Origin of the sequence: Streptomyces sp. NRRL S-31 (assembly GCF_000718775.1) — a bacterium.
In the GTDB taxonomy this organism is placed as follows: Bacteria; Actinomycetota; Actinomycetes; order Streptomycetales; family Streptomycetaceae; genus Streptomyces.
The window spans coordinates 21797-36213 of sequence record NZ_JOCB01000089.1; the positions used below are offsets into that span (position 1 = coordinate 21797).

The following is a 14417-nucleotide window of genomic DNA, read 5'->3' on the forward strand; positions in this document are numbered from 1 at the left end:
GCCCGAACGGATGCGGGTCACTCGAATGCGACACGCATCCGTCATGTCGGGTGAGAGATGTGGAAGACACCGTCACAGACGGCCCGTCGCGCTTCGGCCGTCAGCGCATCCACGCCCGGCGCGCGCGCCGAAGACGTGATGACGAACCGCTCTGTGATCAGACGAGAGGAACCGGATGCGCCCCACGCAGCCGAAGGAACCCCACGCGGTATCGCCGCCCCCCGGCCCGCGCCCGGTACCGCCGTCGGGCGGCGCCGTCCGGGTGTGTCCAGAGGAGGTGGCCGGCGTGGCCGGGGACGGAGTCCCGGCCGGTCTCGACGACGTGCGGGCGGTCGACGCGGACGTGCCCGCCGCCGTCGGCCGGGTCCTCGACCATGTGCTGGCCGAGCGTGTCGCGCGGGCCCGCGCCATGGACGCCCGGTTCGCCGGGGAACTGGCCGGGCGGGTGTCCCGGTTCACCCGGTCCGGGGGCAAGCGCACCCGCTCGCAGTTGCTGTGGTGGACGCTGCGGGCCTGCGCGGGGACCGACGAGGTGCCGGTCGCCGCCGGCCTGCGGATCGGGGCCGCGCTGGAACTGTTGCAGACCTGCGCCCTGGTGCACGACGACGTGATGGACGGCTCGGCGCTGCGACGCGGCCGTCCCGCGCTCCACGCCCAGTTGCGCGCCGAGTACGCGGGCGCGGCCTCCCCCGAGCGCGTCGCCCGCTTCGCGGAGGCGGGCGGGCTGCTGGCCGGCGATCTGGCGCTGGCCTGGTCGGACGACATGGTGGCCGGCACTCCCCTGGCGCCGGTGACCGCGGGGGTGGTCCGCCGGCTGTGGAGCGACACGCGCACGGAGATGGTGGCCGGTCAGTACCTGGACGTGCAGGGCCAGCTGACGGGCGCGTACACCCTGTCCCGGGCGCTGCGCACGGCCTGTCTCAAGAGCGGCAGGTACTCCGTGGAGCGGCCCCTCGCGCTGGGCGCCGCCCTGGCGGGCGCGGATGACGCCACGACGCGCGCGCTGTGCGCGGCCGGCATCCGCATGGGCATGGCCTTCCAGCTCCGCGACGACCTGGACGACGTCTTCGGCGCGCCCCGGCGGACCGGCAAGCCCCGCGGCGGTGACATCCGCGAGGGCAAGCCGACCTGTCTCGTCGCCCTGGCGCGGCGCCGGGCCGCGGCGATGGACGATCACCGGGCGCTGGCCGTCCTGGACCGCTCGCTCGGCGATCCCCGGCTGACCGACGCGGATCTGGACCGGGTCAGGGAGGTGCTGACCGGGACCGGTGCCCGGGAGGCGGTCGAGAGCAGGATCAGCCGGCTGGTGGGGCAGGGGCTGTACCGGCTCGACGGTGTCCTGCCCGAGCACGGGGCGGGGGGCCGGCTGCGCGAGCTGCTCACCCGCACGGCCGGCGGGGCGGCGGGGGACGGCGACGGCGCTCCGCGCCCCGGACCGGACCCGGCCGGGTCACTGGCCGCCTCCGGCGCGCGGGAGACCGGGCGGTGAGGCGCACCCTGCCCGGGCGTACCGACCACGTCGTGGTGGTGGGAGCCGGTCTCGCCGGACTGTCGGCCGCTCTGCACCTGCTCGGCGCCGGACGCCGTGTGACCGTCGTGGAGCGGGGCGCGCTGCCCGGCGGCCGGGCCGGGCTGCTCCGTCTGGGCGGCTACCGGGTCGACACCGGCCCCACCGTGCTGACCATGCCCCACCTCGCCGACGAGGCCTTCGCGGCGGTCGGCGACAGCCTGCGCCGCCGGGTCGAACTGGTCCCGCTGCACCCCGCCTACCGGGCGTGTTTCGCGGACGGCGGCACGCTCGACGTGCACACCGACGCCGACGCGATGACGGCGGAGGTGGAACGCTTCGCCGGGCCCGGTGAGGCGGCCGGTTACCGGCGGCTGCGCGCCTGGCTGGAGAGGCTCCACCGGGCGCAGATGCGCCGTTTCATCGACGCCAACTTCGACTCGCCGCTGAACCTGCTCAACGCCGACCTCGCCCGGCTGGCCGCGCTCGGCGGGTTCGGCCGGCTGGACGCGCGGATCGGGCACTTCCTGAAGGACGAACGGCTGCGCCGGGTGTTCACCTTCCAGTCGCTGTACGCGGGGGTGCCGCCGGCGCGCGCCCTGGCCGCGTACGCGGTCATCGCCTACATGGACACCGTCGCCGGGGTGTACTTCCCCCGGGGCGGCATGCACGCCCTGCCGCGTGCCATGGCGGACGCCGCCGCCGACGCGGGAGCCGAGCTGCGCCACGGGGAGGAGGTCGTCCGGCTGGAACGCTCGGGCGGCCGGATCACCGCCGTCGTCACGGACCGGGACCGCGTGCCCTGCGACGCCGTCGTGCTCACCCCGGACCTGCCGGTCGCCTACCGGCTGCTGGGCCGCCGGCCCCGGCGTCCGCTGCGGCTGCGGCACTCGCCGTCCGCCGTGGTGCTGCACGCCGGAACGGACCGGACCTGGCCGCAGCTGGCGCACCACACCATCTCCTTCGGCGCGGCCTGGCACTCCACGTTCGCCGAACTCACCCGCACCGGACGGCTGATGACCGACCCCTCCCTGCTGATCACCCGGCCCACCGCCACGGATCCCTCGCTGGCCCCGCCGGGCCGCCAGCTGCACTACATCCTCGCGCCCTGCCCCAACACCGACATCGGGCCGGACGCCGCGGCGTGGGGCGAACTCGGTCCCCGCTACCGGCGGGCGCTGCTGCGGGAGCTGGAGCGGCGCGGTCTGGCGGGGATCGAGGCCGCCGTCGAGGAGGAGTCGCTCGTCACCCCGGCGACCTGGCAGGCCGAGGGCCATGCGGCGGGCACGCCCTTCTCTGCCGCCCACACCTTCGCGCAGACCGGGCCGTTCCGGCCGCGCAACCTGGTGCGGGGCACGGAGAACGCCGTCCTGGCCGGCTGCGGGACCACACCGGGCGTCGGCGTACCGACCGTGCTGCTGTCCGGCAAACTCGCCGCCCTGCGGATCACCGGTCCGCCCCGTCCCGCGTCCGCCCGCTCGCGCACCTCGCCGGCCCCCGCGAAGGAGACCTCCTGATGACCGACCGTGAACTGGACGCGGCCGGGATCGGCGACCCGGTGCTGCGCGCCGCGTACCGGCACTGCCGCGCCCTCAACGCACGGCACGGCAGGACGTACTTCCTCGCCACCCGGCTGCTGCCGGTCGAGCGCCGGCCCGCCGTGCACGCCCTGTACGGCTTCGCCCGCTGGGCCGACGACATCGTGGACCGCCTCGGTGCCGGCGCGGACACCGGGCGGCGCGCGGCGGCCCTGGCGGAGCTGGGGCGGAGCCTGGAGGAGGGGCTGCGGGACGGGCGCGGCGAGGAGCCAGTGGTGCGGGCGCTCGCCGACACCGCGCGCCGGTACGGCATCGAGCACGCGCTGTTCCGTGACTTCATGTCCGCGATGACCGCCGATCTCACCGTGACCGACTACGCCACCTACGCCGACCTGCGCGGCTACATGCACGGCTCGGCGGCGGTGATCGGATTGCAGATGCTGCCCGTCCTGGGCACGGTGGTGCCACGCCGGGAGGCGGCACCGTACGCGGCGGCGCTGGGGGTCGCCTTCCAGCTCAGCAACTTCCTCCGGGACGTGGGCGAGGACCTGGACCGCGGGCGCGTGTACCTGCCCGCCGACCTGCTGGCGGGCCATGGCGTCGACCGGGAGCTGCTGCGGTGGAGCCGGGACACCGGCCGGGCCGATCCGCGCATCGGTGCGGCGCTGCGCGAGTTCGAGGCGCTGACGCGCGGCGTCTACCGGCAGGCGCTGCCCGGCCTCGCCCTGCTGGACCCGGTGTCGCGCCCGTGCGTCCGCACCGCGTTCGTCCTGTACGGCGGCATCCTGGACGCGGTCGCCGAGGGTGGCTACGCGGTGCTGCACCGGCGGGCGGTGGTCCCCCGCGGGCGCCGGGCGGCCGTCGCCGCCGACGGGGTGGCGCGGGTGGTCGCCGCGCGGTGGCGCGCCCGCCGGCCGGTACGGCGCCCGGCGGCACCGGACGCGCTGACCGGCCCGGGGTGCGGACCCGTGTCCGGACCGGCGCCCGACTCGTCCTGCGAAGCGGTGGTGACACCGTGCGCTGCGGCCGTGCGGGAGATCGCGTGAGGCCCGTTCCGCCCGGGCGGCGCCGCCGGCTGCCGCTCTCGCTGCGCCGGGACCCGGTGCCCTGGGACCGTCAGCGGCCCACCTGGCGCGACGCCGCGCCCGGGGTGATCGCACAGGCGTTGAAGCGGGCCCAGGCCCGCCCGTCCGGCAACTGGTACGTCGTCGGCGCCTCGTCCGGCCTGGGCGGCGACCGCCCGGTCGCCCGGACGGTGGCGGGCCGGGAGGTGGTGGTGTGGCGCGGCGCCGACGGCCGTGCGGTGGGCGGTCCCGGCGTCTGTCCCCATCTCGGGGCGCCGCTGCGGGACAGTCCCGTCCGCTGCGGCACCCTGGTGTGCCACTGGCACGGGCTCGTCCTGGACGGCGTGCCGTACGCGGGCTGGGCGCCGTACCCGGTGCACGACGACGGCGTGCTGCTGTGGGTGCGGCTGGACGAGGTGGGCGGTGAGGCGCCGCTGGAGGCCCCGGTCGTCCCGCGGCGGCCCGAGCGGGCGCGCGCGCTGACGGCCGTCTACACCGGCACGGGGGTCTGCGAGCCCGAGGACGTGGTGGCCAACCGTCTGGACCCGTGGCACGGCGCGTGGTTCCACCCGTACTCGTTCGTCGACCTCACGGTGGTCGGGTCGCCCGAGGGCTCCGGGCGCGGGGACCGCGATGGTGAGGACGCCTTCACCGTCGACGTCTCCTTCAAGGTGGCCGGACGGCTGGTCGTACCGGTCCGTGCCGTGTTCACCGCCCCGGGGCCGCGCACGGTCGTCATGCGCATCACGGAGGGGGAGGGCGAGGGTTCCGTCGTCGAGACCCACGCGACACCGCTGGGGCCGGACGACGCGGGCCGGCCCCGGACCGCCGTGACCGAGGCGGTGACGGCGGCCTCCGGCCGGCCGGGGTTCGCCGTCGTCCGGCGGGCCGCGCCGCTGCTGCGGCCGCTGGTGCGCACGGCCGCGGCACGCCTGTGGCGGGACGACCTGGCCTACGCGGAACGCCGGTGGCGGCTGCGTGCCACGGGACGCTTCCCGGGCTGAGCAGCGGCCGGCCCCGGCGGGACGAGGTCCCGCCGGGGCCGCGGCCCCGCCCGGCGTGCCGGCGGCGCCGGGGTCAGCGCTCCTCGCGGAAGGGGACGTGCTCTCCGGCCACCGGGTCGTACTTGCGCAGGACGAGCCGGTCCGGATCGTTCAGCCGGTTCTTGCGCGTGACGTAGGTGACGCCGGTTCCGGCCGTCGACTTCAGCCGGACGACGGGACGCACGGTGCTGCGTGCCATGGGGTGCTCCTTTCCTCGACCGACACCGCCCGCCCTGAGCGGAGCATGTCAGTCACAGGAGCTGCAACCGCCGCGGGCCCCGGGACATTCCCGCCCCGGCCGTCCCCCTCGGCGCCGACCCCCCGGACGGCCCACATCCCCCGGGACCGGCTTGCGTCGTACGCCTCCATGCGGAACTGTTGTCGGAAGACATCTGTTGTCGTCGCAGAGAGGTGGTGGGGCGCGTCCGAGGCGCGTCCCCGCGTGTGTTCCATTCCAGCGGCTCACCCGTAGATCCGCGCAGTGCCGCGGTCAGCGTCGGCGCGGCGTGGGCCCATGCCCCCTACCCGGTGATCGTCGCGGACCGGGACAGCGCCGTCGTCGAACTCAACGCGGCCGCGCGGCTGCTGTGGTCGGACGCCGCCCCGGGCGACCGGTTGCGCGACACCGTGCCGTCCTGGCTGGTCGAGGCCCACGGCAGATTCTCCGACGGCGTGGCCGACGGCACGGGACGGGCCGCAGGCACCGTCGCGGACCGCTTCTTCGAGGCCCACCCGACCCCGGCGGACGACGGCGACGTGGTGTGGTGGCTCGTCGACGACACCGACCGGCGGCTGGCGGAGGCCGCCCTGGCCGGCGCCCGGCAGCGGTCCGCGCTCCTGGCCGACGTCTCCGGCCAGTTGCTGTCCACGCTGAACCTGGCCCGGTGCATGGAGGCCACGGCGCGCATGGCCACCGATCACCTCGCCGAGGCGGCCCTGCTCATCGCGCCGCCGCAGGGCCGTCACCACCAGCTGACCTACGCGCACCGCGGCGGGCCGGTGACCCGGGTCACCGCGCCGGTCGACGTGCGCGCCGTACCGGGTCTGGCCGAGGCGCTCCAGGGGTTCCCGCCGGTACCGGCACGCTGGATCAACCCGGCCGAGCTGCCCGGCTGGGTGCGCCCGGCGGAGTTCGCCGGGCCGGTGGGCTCCGTGATCGTCGCCCCGCTGCCCGGACACGGGGTGCCCGCGGGCGCGCTCATCCTGCTGCGCTCCAGCCGGGAGCAGGCGTTCAGCGACGAGGAGGAGCTGTTCGCCCGGCTCTTCGCCGCCCGGGCCGGAGCCGCCCTGTCGGCCGCCCGGCTCTACACCGAGCAGGCGTCCATCACCGCCACGCTGATGCGGGAACTGCTGCCGCCGCGCCTGGAGAGCGTGCACGGGGTGGAGTACGCGGGGGCCTACCGCCCGGCCGGGGACAACGAGCGGATCGGCGGCGACTTCTACGACGTCCACCCCGGCGCCGGTCCCGCCGAGGAGACGCTGGTGGTACTCGGGGACGTGGCCGGCAAGGGACTGGACGCGGCGGTGCTGACCGGCAAGATCCGCAACACGCTGCACGCGCTGCTGCCGCTCGCCGACGACCACGCCCGCACGCTGACCCTGCTCAACAGCGCGTTGCTCTCCTCCCACCACACCCGGTTCGCCACCCTCGTCCTGGCCTCCGTGCGCCGTCGCGGCAGCAGGGTGGAGCTGCGCCTGACCAGCGCGGGCCACCTCGCCCCGCTGATCGTCCGCAACGACGGCACCGTGGAGGAGAGCGGCACCCGCGGCTCGCTCATCGGTGCCCTGCCGAAGGTCGGCGCGAACACCGACCGGGTGACGCTGCGGCCCGGGGAGACCTGCCTGCTCTACACCGACGGCGTCACCGAGGCCCGCGGCGGACCGCTGGGTGACGAGCTCTTCGGCGAGCAGCGGCTCAAGCGGGCCCTGGCCGAGTGCGCGGGCCTGCCTGCCGAGGCGGTCGTCGAGCGGATCCAGATGCTGACCGCCGGGTGGGTGGGCGCGGGCAGCCACGACGACGTCGCCACCGTCGCCATCAGCGCGCCGCGCACCACGGATCTGACGGTGGTGGGCGGCGGCGGCCGGCGCCGGGCCGCCGGCACGACGTACGGGAGGAACGGGTGAGCGCTCCCTGGGCGGTCGGCACCGACGCCCTGGTGGACGAGTTGTGGCGGGCGGTGGCGGACGGCGACGAGTACACGGCCGTCGGCGTCGTCCGCCGGGCGCGGGCCGACGGGACGGACGAGGAGACGCTGCTGCTCGACGTGATCGCCGCGGTGCAGGCGAGGGTCGGCACGGAGTGGGCCGCCGACCGGCTGACCGTGGCGCAGGAACGCGCCGCCACCGCCGTCAACGAACGTGTCGTCACCGCCCTGGTGCACGACCGGTCCCCGGCCGGCCGGGACGAACGGCCGCCCCGGGGCCGCGTCACGGTCGGCTGCGTGGACGGGGAGTGGCACGCCATGCCGGCGCGGCTGGTCGCGGAGGTGCTGCGGCTGCGGGGCTGGCGGGTGGACTACCTCGGCGCCCGGACCCCCACCCCGCACCTGGTGTCCCACCTGCACAGCACCAGTGCCGAGGCGGTCCTGCTGTCCGGGTCGATCCCCACGCGCCTGTCCGCCGCGCACGCCGCCGTCACCGCCTGCCAGGCGGTCGGCGTCCCGGTCCTCGCGGGCGGCCGGGCCTTCGGGCCGGACGGCCGCTACGCCCGCGCGCTGGGGGCCGACCACTGGGCGCCGGACGCCCGGGCCGCGGCGGCCGTACTGGACCGCGCGCCGGCACCGCCCGATCCGACGGCGGCCCGGCAGGTCCTGGACGACCTGCCGCACCTGTCCGACCAGGAGTACACCTACGTCGCCCGGGCCCGCGGCCGGCTCGTCCGGCAGACGCTGACCAGCCTGGAGGAACGGTTCCCCGCGCTGCGCGCCTACACCGACGCGCAGCGCGAGCGGACCGCCGAGGACCTCGCCCACATGGTCGACTCCCTGGCCACCGCCCTGTACGTCGACGACACGGCGCTGTTCACCACGTTCCTGTGCTGGACCGCCGACGTCCTTCAGGCGCGGCGGGTGCCGGCCCACTCGCTGGTGGCCGCGCTCGCGGTGCTCGGCGAGAACCTGCTCGACTTCCCCCGCGCCCTGCGCCTCATCGGCGACGGCACCGCCGCGCTCGCCGGGCGCCCCCTTCCCCCCGTCCCCGGAGCCCGCCCCACAGCATGACCCACCTGCCTCCACCCGCCCTGCGCCTCACCGTCGCACGGGTAGCCCGCGAACTGACCGTCGGCGTCGCCGGTGACCTCGATCCCGACACCGGCGACCACCTGGTCGACACGGTCACCGAGCTCCTGGCCCTGCACCCAGGGGTACGGGGCGTGCGCCTCGACTTCGCCGAGCTGTCCCGCATCGACTCCGGGGGGCTCTCGGCCCTGCTGATGGTCCACCGCCGGACCGGCGCCGCGGGCTGCGTCCTGTACCTGGACAACCGTCCGGCCCCGCTGGAACGCCTGCTGCGGCAGACCGGCACCCTCGACCACCTCACCGCCCGCCCGGCGCACGCATCCTGAGCCAGGGCCGGGCCGGGCGGGCGGCCGGCGTTCCCTCCGGCCCGTGACACCGGCACCCGGTGTCACGGATACTTGTCCGGAGGCAACTTTTCGCCCGGACGGGGTAGGAGAACCGCGCGAGGCGAGGCGGCACGGCGCCGCGCGGCCATGGACCAACGGCACGGGGACGACGGAATGCAGTGGGAAAGCAGGGCCACCGTGAAGGTGACCTGCCACGACCGAGTCTTCGAGATCGCGGTGCGCGGCGAGGTCGACTACGAGGAGAACGATCTGTTGCAGGCCGCCTGGGCGGAGGCGGACGACTCCGGACGCCCGGCGACCGTGGTGGACCTCTCCCGGGTCACGTTCGCCGACAGCGGACTGCTCAACGCGCTGCTCGACGCCTGGCGCCGGCACCGGGCCACCGGCCGCGAACTGATCCTGCTCGGCCCCTTCCACTCGACGGTCGAACGGCTCTTCTCCCTGACGGGCACCAAGGAGCACTTCACCATCACCGATTCCCGCGCCAGGGCCATGCGCGCGGGCGACGCCTGAGGCGGGGAGCGGGGCGCGTGCGCGCGGGTCGGCCCGGCGCACCGCCTGTCGGTCATCCACTGCCGACGGCCACGCGGGCTACACGGGGGTACGGCCGGTGAGGCTTCCGTCCGGGTCGTCGGTGAGGGCGATACGGGCGGTGACGCGCTTGCCGACCGGCTCCCGCCGCACCTCGAACCCCTGGACGACCGCCATCACGATCTCCAGTCCGTGCTGCCCGACCCGGCCCGGATCGGCGGCCCGCGCCACCGGCAGCACCGGTTCGCTGTCCCAGACCGCCACCTCGACCAGGCCGCCGACGATCCGCAGCTCCATCAGCACCGGGCCCGGAGCGTACTTGCGGGCGTTGGTGACCAGCTCGCTGACCACCAGCCGGGTGACGTCCAGCGCCCGCGCCGACACCGGCAGCCCGAACTCGCCCTGCACCCGGGCGAGGAAACCGGCCGCGTGCCGGCGTGCCTCGGCGATGCACGGGCCCTGACCGTCCAGTGGAACAGTCTCCTGGATCGACTCGGCTCCCGTGGCCCCCTCACCACCAGTACCCGACGTCAACGGCTCCATAATGCGCGTTCCCCCGTTCATGGCCCACGCTTACCCGCCATCGGGCGGGACATGCCCGGTGTGTCCGGCGTTTCCACCGCCGTCGGCGCGACGGCACCGGGCGGACGCCTCAGTGGGCCAGGGGAAGGACGGCCCGGACGGCCTTGCCCCGGGTCCCCGGCTCGACGCGCACCTGCGCGGACAGTTCCAGGACCATCGGCCAGCCGAATCCGCCCGGCGCCCACACCGGGGAGCGGCGCCGGTACGGCGGGGAGGGGCTCGCGTCGTCCACCGTGACGGTGACCCGCCCCTCCTCCGCGCGCAGGGCGAAGCCGGTGACACCGCCGGCGTGCTGGATGGCGTTGGTCACCAGCTCGGACACCACGAGCAGCACGGCCTGTTCCTGGTCGGGACGGCGGGGCCTGAGCCGGGACAGGAAGGAACGCGCCACATCCCGTGCGCGTTCAGCCGTGCGCGGACAGGTCTCGGGCGGCTGCGCACCCTCCGGGGAAGACCGCACGGTTCGCATTCCTCCGATGGCGTAGGCGATGGCGTGGGGACGGTACGGCGACGGCACTGACGTCCCCCGTCCGGGTCCCGTCTCCGGTGGTCTGCCGTGCGGGCCTCAAGGGTGTGCCGGGTGGGCCGTGCCGTCTTCCCCCCTCGTGTGCCCAGGGCGGCGCGGGCATAAAACGGACGTGGCGGCCGTGCTCACCGGGACGTCCGGGCCCGGTCCGGACGGCGCCGCGCGGATTCCGCGCTCTCGGGGTATCCGGATCCAGAGGGCTGCTGCGGGACGCCCGGCACGATGACCGGGGCAAGCAGTTGCCGTTTGACAACTATAGTCGTGAGACAACAAAGTAACCGTGTCGCACGGACATGGGGAAGGATCTGTGATGTTCCGGTGGACGCAGTCCGCTGCGTGTTCCGGCCGCTCTCGCCGAAAGGCGGCCTCGGATGGGGCGCCGCGCCCCGCGCATCAGGCCGTCCGGCTGTCGGAACCCTCCGCGTCGTCGTGTATCTGCGTGGCCGCCGCGGCGCAGAACGCCTCCAGCCCTTCCAGCAGCGCGGCCCGCTTGGTGGCCGGCATCAGCGTCAGGACTTCCTGGAGCTCCCTCTCCCTGCGCGCCCGCAGGTCGTCGAGGAAGGCACGCCCCCGGCTGCTGAGGTACAGCCGTACCTCGCGCCGGTCGGTGGGGCTCACCACGCGGTCGACGAACCCGGCCGCCTGGAGCCGGTCGCACAGCCGGCTGGTGGACGGCGGGGTGGAGGCGAGCGAATCGGCGAGGGTACGCAGGTTGATGCCCTCGTGGTGCTCAAGGATGAGCAGCACGCGCAATTGGGACGCGGAAGCGGGCGCGGTGGACGCACGACCCCAGAGCACTTCCAGTAGCTCACCGGCCGTGGAGGTCACACGGGCGACCTCGTCGGGCTGTGGCAGATGTCGGAAGGCAGTCACAGTCACACTCTCGCAGGCTCTGGGACGTTTGCCAGCCTACTAGGGAAGCGAGCCGACGAAAGATGCCCCGCAGGACCGGCGCGCACGGATCGAGCGCCACCATGCGACCGGAATCAGACCAAGGATTGGTGTTTTTTCCATCGTGAACAGATTTGTGACCGCTGAACGCGCCCTGCGTACGGCGGCACCGCACGAGTTGCTCGACGCCGTCCGCCGCGTGCTCGCCGAGCAGTACGGGGCGCGGTCAGCCGAGCTGTTCATGGCCGACTACGGCCTGACGGTGCTCCAGCCGGTCTCCGCGCTGCCGCACTCGCCGGAGCCGCTGCCGCTGCACGGCAGCGCGGCCGGCCGCGCCTTCGGCGCGCAGGAGCCGTTCGTGGAGCCGGACCGGGACGGGCTGGTCCGCGTGCATCTGCCCGTGAGCGTGCGCGGCGACCGGATCGGTGTGCTGTCGGTGACCCTGCCGGACGGCGACCCGGCCGCGAGCCCGCTGGCCGAGCTGGCCGACATCGCCCAGGTGCTCGGCCATGAGGTGGTCGTCGCCGAGCGGGACACCGACCTCTATCTCCAGGCCCGCCGCAAGGAGCGGCTCACGCTCGCCGCCGAGATGCAGTGGCAGCTGCTGCCCGGCTGCTCGTGCACCCGTCCGGAGTACGAACTGGGCGCCCAGCTCGAACCCGCCTACGCCATCTTCGGCGACAACTTCGACTGGTCCGCGACCGCTGACCGCCTCATGCTGTACGTCACCAACGGCATGGGCGAGGGCATAGAGGCCGCCCTGCTGACCAGTCTGGCCATCAACGCGCTGCGCAACGCCCGGCGGGCGGACCTCTCCCTCGCGGACCAGGCCGCCCTGGCCGACCAGGCGGTCTACGCCCACTACCAGGGCCGCTCCTACCTCTCCGTGCTGATGTTCGACTTCGAGCTCGCCACCGGACGCGTGAAGGTGGTGGACGCCGGATCCCCGCAACTGCTGCTGCTGCGCGGCGGGAGCGTCGAACGGGTCACCTTCGAGGCCCAGTTGCCCCTCGGCATGTTCGAGGAGACCGACTACATGACCCAGGAGTTCCGGGTGGAGCCCGGCGACCGGCTGGTCTTCGTCAGCGACGGGGTGTATGCCGTCGCCGACCCCAAGGGCGAGGCGTACGGGGACGCCGCGCTCGCGCGGGCCATCCAGTCCACCCGTCTGCTGCCCGCCGCCGAGGTGCCGCGCGCGCTGCTGCGGGAGCTGTCGGGCCACCGCGGCCGGTCCGTCCCGGACGACGACGCGCTGGTGGTGTGCCTGGACTGGCACGGGCGCTGACGAGACCCCGGGACGCCCGCGTCGCCGCCGCCGGGCGGGTGCGCCCGCGCGGGGCTGCCGTGCCGGCCGCGGGCAGCCGGCCGGCACGCGGATCGCGGGACATACGGCCTTCGCGGAGGCAGGGGGCATGCGGCCGACACGCGGATCGCGGACGTCCGGCCGCCGCGCCGCGGGCGGGGTTGAGCGTCCCGCCCCCCGCCTCCCCGCGGAGAGCCCTGACAGGCCCCGGCGGGCCGCACGGAAAAGCCGCCCCTGTCCTCGGTGACCGCGCCCTGCCCCGTCACCCGGCGTCGGGGTCCCGGGCCGGCGGGTCGTCGCCCAGCACGGCCAGGAAGGCGCGCAGGCCGTGGATCAGGGCGGCCCGGTCCCCCGGCCGCATGGCGTCCAGCACCGCCGCCAGCGCCCGCGCCCTGCGCAGGGCGATGTCGCCGAGGACGTGCCGCGCCTGTCTGGTGAGGTTGAGCCGCACCTCACGCCGCTTGTGCGGGTGCGAGGCGCGTTCCAGCAGACCGGCCGCCTCCAGCCGGTCGCACAGCCGGCTCGCCGTGGGAAGTCCGATGTCCAGCCGCTCCGCCAGAGCCGTGAGGTTCAGCCCCGGTGTCGCCTCCAGCGCCCGCAACGCCCGCAACTGGTGCAGCGACAGCCGCAACGCGACCTCCTGGGGCGCCAACGACCACAGGGCCGTCAGGCTCTCCACGGCGTCGGCGATTTCCAGCGCGGCGGCCGCCACGTCCTTCCCCACGCTCGCCCGGTCGTCACCGGGGCCGCCGAGATGGGTCACGAAAACATCTCTTTCAGTAAATCCCGGGCCATAGCAGTGCCCCTCTCACCTCCGGCTGGTACCCGATCGCTCCAGTCGCAAGCAAGAAGCGCGCCGGTGTCCACGGCGCGCTGCGGGAGCCCGTCCTGTTCCCTACCGTGGGTACGGGGGCACGGCCTTGGGGCAGGAGGTGCGGTCATGGCAGGTTCGCCGTCCGCGGACGGGGCGGCCCCCGGTGGCGGTCACTACGGGGAGGATCTGTTCGCGCCGTGGGAACCCCGGGAAGCCGAACGCGTCGACGCCGCCGCGCTGGTGTACGACCCGGTGACCACCCGCCGGCTGCGCGCCCTGGGCGCCGGGCCGGGCATCCGCTGCCTGGACGTGGGCGCGGGGACCGGCACGGTGGCGCGGTGGCTGCTGGAGGAGGCCGGTGCCGCGGAGGTCGTCGTGCTGGACCGGGACACCGGGGCGCTGGAGGCCCTCGCGGGTCCGCGGCTGCGCGTCGTCACCGCCGACCTCACGGACGAGGGGCTGCGGCCCGGCCGCTTCGATCTCATCCACGCGCGGTTCGTCCTCATGCACCTGCCCCAGCGGCGCCGGCTCATCACCCGGCTCGCGGGGTGGCTCGCCCCCGGCGGCCGGCTGGTGCTGGGCGATGCCCTGGAGGTGCCGGACGCGCTCGACGGCTCCTCCGCCTACCGGCGCACCATGGACGCCATGTGGCGGGCGCTGCGGTCGACGATCGGCACCGATGTCTCCTCCGTCCCGGCGTACCCGCACTTCCTGCGGGAGGAGGGGTTGCGGGACGTCGCCGCGGAACTCGTCGTCCCGCCGCTCGTGGCCGGCGGCCCGCTGGCCCGGTTCTGGGCCGAGACCTGGCACCGGATGCGTCCGGCCCTGGAGGAGACCGGCCTGGTGGACGCGGCGGTCGTCGACGAGGCGCTGGCGTACCTGGCCTCCCCCGGCCTCGCCGAGCTGGGGCCGGGCATGGTGCTGGCCTGGGGCCGGCGGAGCTGAGAGCCGACGGGGCGGCACCGCCCGCCCGGCGCGGCAACCGGGGCGGTCGGGCGGCGGGGCCCCGGCGGCGAGCCGTACGGCGGGGCGGGG

15 protein-coding genes are annotated in these 14417 nt (G+C 75.3%); 10 read left to right on the forward strand and 5 right to left on the reverse strand.

Going from position 1 to position 14417, the window contains the following annotated elements; translation table 11 throughout:
- Positions 1 to 286 precede the first annotated feature (286 nt).
- Genes IF37_RS0129335 through IF37_RS0129350 form a run of 4 tightly spaced genes read left to right on the forward strand, consistent with a single transcriptional unit; the run spans position 287 to position 5113 of the window.
- Complete coding sequence (locus tag IF37_RS0129335) at positions 287 to 1489, forward strand: polyprenyl synthetase family protein (protein WP_367647130.1); 1203 nt, start codon at positions 287 to 289, stop codon at positions 1487 to 1489.
- Complete coding sequence (gene crtI / locus IF37_RS0129340) at positions 1486 to 3024, forward strand: phytoene desaturase family protein (RefSeq protein WP_030749075.1); 1539 nt, start codon at positions 1486 to 1488, stop codon at positions 3022 to 3024. Before IF37_RS0129335 ends, crtI begins: the two co-directional genes overlap by 4 nt.
- The gene (locus IF37_RS0129345) at positions 3024 to 4091 is read left to right on the forward strand and encodes a phytoene/squalene synthase family protein (protein ID WP_052845435.1); all 1068 of its coding nucleotides are present in this window, start codon (positions 3024 to 3026) and stop codon (positions 4089 to 4091) included. Before crtI ends, IF37_RS0129345 begins: the two co-directional genes overlap by 1 nt.
- Positions 4088 to 5113 (forward strand): DUF5914 domain-containing protein, encoded by a 1026-nt coding sequence (locus IF37_RS0129350; protein WP_030749081.1) that lies wholly within the window; start codon positions 4088 to 4090, stop codon positions 5111 to 5113. Before IF37_RS0129345 ends, IF37_RS0129350 begins: the two co-directional genes overlap by 4 nt.
- A 73-nt stretch (positions 5114 to 5186) precedes the next feature.
- Here the strand turns inward: IF37_RS0129350 and rpmG are convergent, their stop codons facing one another.
- Complete coding sequence (gene rpmG / locus IF37_RS0129355; RefSeq protein ID WP_030749084.1) at positions 5187 to 5351, reverse strand: 50S ribosomal protein L33; 165 nt, start codon at positions 5349 to 5351, stop codon at positions 5187 to 5189.
- Between the two features lie 329 nt (positions 5352 to 5680).
- Here rpmG and IF37_RS0129360 point away from each other — a divergent pair, with 329 nt between their 5' ends.
- The 4 genes from IF37_RS0129360 (at position 5681) to IF37_RS0129375 (ending at position 9248) form a co-directional block, all read left to right on the forward strand.
- The gene (locus IF37_RS0129360; RefSeq protein WP_030749086.1) at positions 5681 to 7276 is read left to right on the forward strand and encodes a PP2C family protein-serine/threonine phosphatase; all 1596 of its coding nucleotides are present in this window, start codon (positions 5681 to 5683) and stop codon (positions 7274 to 7276) included.
- The gene (locus tag IF37_RS0129365; RefSeq protein ID WP_030749088.1) at positions 7273 to 8370 is read left to right on the forward strand and encodes a B12-binding domain-containing protein; all 1098 of its coding nucleotides are present in this window, start codon (positions 7273 to 7275) and stop codon (positions 8368 to 8370) included. Before IF37_RS0129360 ends, IF37_RS0129365 begins: the two co-directional genes overlap by 4 nt.
- A complete protein-coding gene (locus IF37_RS0129370; protein WP_173457025.1) occupies positions 8367 to 8714 on the forward strand; it encodes an STAS domain-containing protein in 348 nt (115 codons plus the stop codon). The genes IF37_RS0129365 and IF37_RS0129370 overlap by 4 nt, the downstream gene beginning before the upstream one ends.
- Positions 8715 to 8888: 174 nt before the next feature.
- Positions 8889 to 9248, forward strand: a complete 360-nt coding sequence (locus IF37_RS0129375; RefSeq protein WP_253915883.1) for an STAS domain-containing protein — start codon at positions 8889 to 8891, stop codon at positions 9246 to 9248.
- 78 nt (positions 9249 to 9326) lie between these two features.
- Here IF37_RS0129375 and IF37_RS0129380 read toward each other — a convergent pair whose 3' ends face one another.
- The 3 genes from IF37_RS0129380 to IF37_RS0129390 all read right to left on the reverse strand — a co-directional run bounded on the left by IF37_RS0129380 (position 9327) and on the right by IF37_RS0129390 (position 11253).
- Positions 9327 to 9809 (reverse strand): ATP-binding protein, encoded by a 483-nt coding sequence (locus tag IF37_RS0129380; RefSeq protein WP_030749093.1) that lies wholly within the window; start codon positions 9807 to 9809, stop codon positions 9327 to 9329.
- 109 nt (positions 9810 to 9918) lie between these two features.
- Positions 9919 to 10308 carry an ATP-binding protein gene (locus IF37_RS39845; RefSeq protein ID WP_253915884.1) on the reverse strand — a complete coding sequence of 130 codons (390 nt, stop codon included), beginning with the start codon at positions 10306 to 10308 and terminating at the stop codon, positions 9919 to 9921.
- Positions 10309 to 10767: 459 nt separating this feature from the next.
- The gene (locus tag IF37_RS0129390; protein WP_253915885.1) at positions 10768 to 11253 is read right to left on the reverse strand and encodes a MarR family transcriptional regulator; all 486 of its coding nucleotides are present in this window, start codon (positions 11251 to 11253) and stop codon (positions 10768 to 10770) included.
- A gap of 148 nt (positions 11254 to 11401) precedes the next feature.
- Between IF37_RS0129390 and IF37_RS0129395 the strand changes: the two genes are divergently transcribed.
- Positions 11402 to 12550 (forward strand): PP2C family protein-serine/threonine phosphatase, encoded by a 1149-nt coding sequence (locus IF37_RS0129395; protein ID WP_079165935.1) that lies wholly within the window; start codon positions 11402 to 11404, stop codon positions 12548 to 12550.
- A gap of 280 nt (positions 12551 to 12830) precedes the next feature.
- Here IF37_RS0129395 and IF37_RS0129400 read toward each other — a convergent pair whose 3' ends face one another.
- Positions 12831 to 13331 (reverse strand): MarR family winged helix-turn-helix transcriptional regulator, encoded by a 501-nt coding sequence (locus IF37_RS0129400; RefSeq protein ID WP_030749109.1) that lies wholly within the window; start codon positions 13329 to 13331, stop codon positions 12831 to 12833.
- 177 nt (positions 13332 to 13508) lie between these two features.
- Between IF37_RS0129400 and IF37_RS0129405 the strand changes: the two genes are divergently transcribed.
- On the forward strand, positions 13509 to 14327 hold the full coding sequence (locus tag IF37_RS0129405; RefSeq protein WP_030749111.1) for a trans-aconitate 2-methyltransferase: 819 nt from the start codon (positions 13509 to 13511) through the stop codon (positions 14325 to 14327).
- Positions 14328 to 14417: the final 90 nt, after the last annotated feature.

Excerpts from the sequence above, each read along its gene's own strand:
- rpmG (WP_030749084.1), bottom strand. The coding sequence starts at position 5,351 with ATGGCACGCAGCACCGTGCGTCCCGTCGTCCGGCTGAAGTCGACGGCC.
- IF37_RS0129380 (WP_030749093.1), bottom strand. The coding sequence starts at position 9,809 with ATGGAGCCGTTGACGTCGGGTACTGGTGGTGAGGGGGCCACGGGAGCC.
- IF37_RS0129370 (WP_173457025.1), top strand. The coding sequence starts at position 8,367 with ATGACCCACCTGCCTCCACCCGCCCTGCGCCTCACCGTCGCACGGGTA.
- IF37_RS0129405 (WP_030749111.1), top strand. The coding sequence starts at position 13,509 with ATGGCAGGTTCGCCGTCCGCGGACGGGGCGGCCCCCGGTGGCGGTCAC.
- IF37_RS0129375 (WP_253915883.1), top strand. The coding sequence starts at position 8,889 with ATGCAGTGGGAAAGCAGGGCCACCGTGAAGGTGACCTGCCACGACCGA.
- IF37_RS0129345 (WP_052845435.1), top strand. The coding sequence starts at position 3,024 with ATGACCGACCGTGAACTGGACGCGGCCGGGATCGGCGACCCGGTGCTG.